This window comes from Paraburkholderia oxyphila NBRC 105797 (assembly GCF_000685075.1).
Classification (GTDB): domain Bacteria; phylum Pseudomonadota; class Gammaproteobacteria; order Burkholderiales; family Burkholderiaceae; genus Paraburkholderia; species Paraburkholderia oxyphila.
The window spans coordinates 1-3,159 of record NZ_BAYD01000234.1 but is presented as its reverse complement, the minus strand read 5'-3'; the positions used below and the strand labels follow the sequence as shown (position 1 = coordinate 3,159).

3 protein-coding genes are annotated in these 3,159 nt (G+C 63.2%); all 3 read left to right on the top strand.

What is annotated here, in order from left to right; all coding sequences use genetic code 11:
• The coding region (locus tag BO1_RS48400) for an electron transfer flavoprotein subunit alpha/FixB family protein (protein WP_028223723.1) at positions 1-791 on the top strand (791 nt) is incomplete at its 5' end.
• 250 nt (positions 792-1,041) lie between these two features.
• Positions 1,042-1,365 (top strand): DUF485 domain-containing protein, encoded by a 324-nt coding sequence (locus BO1_RS48395; protein WP_028223722.1) that lies wholly within the window; start codon positions 1,042-1,044, stop codon positions 1,363-1,365.
• Positions 1,362-3,050: a cation acetate symporter gene (locus tag BO1_RS48390; RefSeq protein ID WP_028223721.1), complete on the top strand. Its 1,689-nt coding sequence runs from the start codon at positions 1,362-1,364 to the stop codon at positions 3,048-3,050. The genes BO1_RS48395 and BO1_RS48390 overlap by 4 nt, the downstream gene beginning before the upstream one ends.
• Positions 3,051-3,159 lie beyond the last annotated feature (109 nt).

Sequence of the window (3,159 nt, the reverse complement as noted above, 5' to 3'; positions counted from 1 at the left end):
CGAAGATCGCCGGCGTTGCAAAGGTGCTGCTGGCCGATGCGCCGCAACTCGAAGTGGGGCTTGCGGAGAATGTCGAGGCGACGATTCTTTCGATCGCGAAGAACTACACGCACATCCTCGCGCCGGCTACGGCTGCGGGCAAGGACGTCACGCCGCGCATCGCTGCGAAGCTGGACGTCGCGCAGATCTCGGACATCACGGCAGTGGATTCGCCCGACACATTCGAGCGCCCGATCTACGCGGGTAACGCAATCGCAACGGTGCAGTCGCAAGACCCCATCAAGGTCATCACGGTTCGCACGACCGGCTTCGACGCTGTGGCGGCTGAAGGCGGCAGCGCAGCGGTGGAAAAGATCGAAGCGGCAGCCGACAGCGGCTTGTCGCATTTCATGAGCCGTGAAGTCACGAAGCTCGACCGTCCGGAACTCACGAGCGCGAAGATCATCGTCTCGGGTGGCCGGGGTTTGGGCAGCGGCGAGAACTACACGAAGGTGCTGGAGCCGCTCGCCGACAAGCTCAACGCCGCACTGGGCGCCTCGCGCGCGGCAGTCGACGCGGGCTACGTCCCCAACGACTATCAGGTGGGCCAGACCGGCAAGATCGTCGCGCCGCAGCTGTACATCGCGGTGGGCATCTCGGGCGCGATCCAGCATCTCGCGGGCATGAAGGACTCGAAGGTGATCGTCGCGATCAACAAGGACGAAGAAGCACCGATCTTCAGCGTGGCCGACTATGGCCTCGTGGGCGATCTGTTCACCATCGCACCGGAGTTCGCGAACGCACTCGCCTGACGAGGCACGTGTCACGAGACGCGCATCGAGCGGGCGCCCATCACGGGCCAGGCTCGATGCTCGAAAAGCAGTGACGACAAGTGGGCCAACGCCCCCTACCGCGCCGCCCGAGAGCGGCGCGGCCATCCAATACCAATAACAGCAAAGCCAGCCAGCAAACGCATCAGGCACCCTTCGAGGGCGGCCCGACCGCGCTCGTCCGTCGCCATCGACCGGCACTGGCTGCTTTGCATCGGACACCGGAGATACCATGACCACCCCATCGATCGACACGATCAAGGCGCACCCCGAATACCGGCGGCTCGTCGCCATGCGCCGGCGCTTCAGCTTCACGCTGACCGCGCTCATGATCGCCATTTACTACGGCTTCATCCTGATCGTCGCGCTCGCGCCGCATCGGCTCGCGCAACCGCTCTACGCGGGCGCCACCACCAGCGTCGGCATTGTCGTGGGCGTGGGCATCATCGCGGGCGCGATCGCGCTCACCGGTCTTTACGTGCTGCGCGCCAACCGCCGCTTCGACCCGGCCATGCGCACGCTCATCGCGAAGCTCCAGGGCGAGGTGCAGGCATGAACCCGATCCGCCTTCTCAGCGCACTCGCGCTCGCAGCCGCCAGCAGCTTTGTCCACGCCATGCCGGGCGCCGCGGCGGCACCCATGCCCGCGCCGCAGCACAACCCCGTCGCCATTGGCATGTTCCTGCTGTTCGTGCTCGTGACGCTCGGCATCACGCAATGGGCCGCGCGCCGCACACGCACCGCGCGCGACTTCTACACGGGCGGCGGCGGCATTACCGGCTTGCAGAACGGGCTCGCGATTGCGGGCGACTACATGTCGGCGGCCTCGTTCCTTGGCCTCTCGGGCATGGTGTTCATCTTCGGATTCGACGGCCTGATCTACTCGATCGGCTTTCTCGTCGGCTGGCCGTTCGTGATGTTCCTGATCGCCGAGCCGCTGCGCAACCTCGGCAAGTTCACGTTCGCCGACGTGATCGCGTACCGCTTCGAGCAAGGCCCGATTCGCTTGATGACTTCGGCCAATTCGCTGATGGTCGTGATTTTTTACCTGGTTGTGCAGATGGTGGGCGCGGGCAAGCTCATCGAACTGCTGTTCGGGCTGCCCTACTGGATTGCCGAGATCGTCGTGGGTGTGTTGATGGTGATCTACGTGTTCTTTGGCGGCATGAAGGCCACCACGTGGGTGCAGCTGATCAAGGCGGGGCTGCTGCTCTGCGGCGCGACCTTCATGGCCGTGCTCGCACTCGCGCATTTCGGCTTCAGCCCGAACGAGATGTTCCGCCAGGCCGTCAACGTGCACCCGGGCGCCCTCTCGATCATGGCGCCTGGCAAGCTGATCCGCGACCCGCTGAACGCGCTCTCGCTCGGCATCGCGCTGATGTTCGGCACGGCCGGCTTTCCGCACATCCTGATGCGCTTTTTCACGGTGCCCAATGCGAAGGAGGCGCGCAAGTCGGTGTTCTACGCGACGGGTTTCATTGGCTACTTCTACCTGCTCACGTTCGTGATCGGCTTTTCGGCGATTGCGCTGCTCGCGCAGCATCCCGAGTTCTTCCGCGTTGATGCGGCGGGGCACTTCAATCTCACGAGCGATCTGCTCGGCGGCTCGAACATGGTGGCGGTGAAGCTTGCCCAGGCGGTGGGCGGGAATCTCTTCTACGGCTTCATTGCGGCGGTCACGTTTGCGACGATTCTCGCCGTGGTGGCCGGCCTCACGCTTTCTGGCGCCACTACGGTGTCGCATGATCTCTATGCGAGCTGGCTCGCGCGTGGGCGCAAGAACGAGCAGCTTGAAATGCGTATCTCGCGTGTTGCGACGCTTGTTCTGAGCGCGGTTGCGATTGGGCTTGGTATTTTGTTCGAGCATGCGAATGTGGCGTTTCTTGTGGGGCTTGTGGCTGCCGTGGCGGCGAGTGCTAATTTTCCGGTGCTCGTCATGTCGATTTTTTGGAGTGGTATGACTACGCGGGGGGCTGTAGCCGGCGGTGCGCTCGGGCTCATCTCTTCGGTGTTGCTAACGGTGTTCTCGAAGTCGGTGTGGGTGGACGTGCTTCATCATGCACATGCGATCGTGTTTCTCGATAATCCTGCGTTGGTTTCTGTGCCGCTTGCGTTTGTTGGGATTTGGGTGGTGTCGAGGATCGATAACGGCGAGCGGGCGCGTCGGGAGCGTGAGGCGTTTGCAGCGCAGGAGTTCTATGGGCAGACTGGGCTTCTGCCGATGGAGGCTGTGGAGCACTGAGTGCGTTTGTTGAATATTTGATGCCTGCGGCTTGGTGCTGGTTGCTGGTTGCTGGTTGCTGGTTGCTGGTTGCTGGTTGCTGGCCGTTGGCCTTAACTTGTTTTCGCGG

Bases quoted from the DNA above. Each gene is read 5' to 3' on its own strand.
- BO1_RS48395 (WP_028223722.1), top strand. From the start codon at position 1,042: ATGACCACCCCATCGATCGACACGATCAAGGCGCACCCCGAATACCGG.
- BO1_RS48390 (WP_028223721.1), top strand. From the start codon at position 1,362: ATGAACCCGATCCGCCTTCTCAGCGCACTCGCGCTCGCAGCCGCCAGC.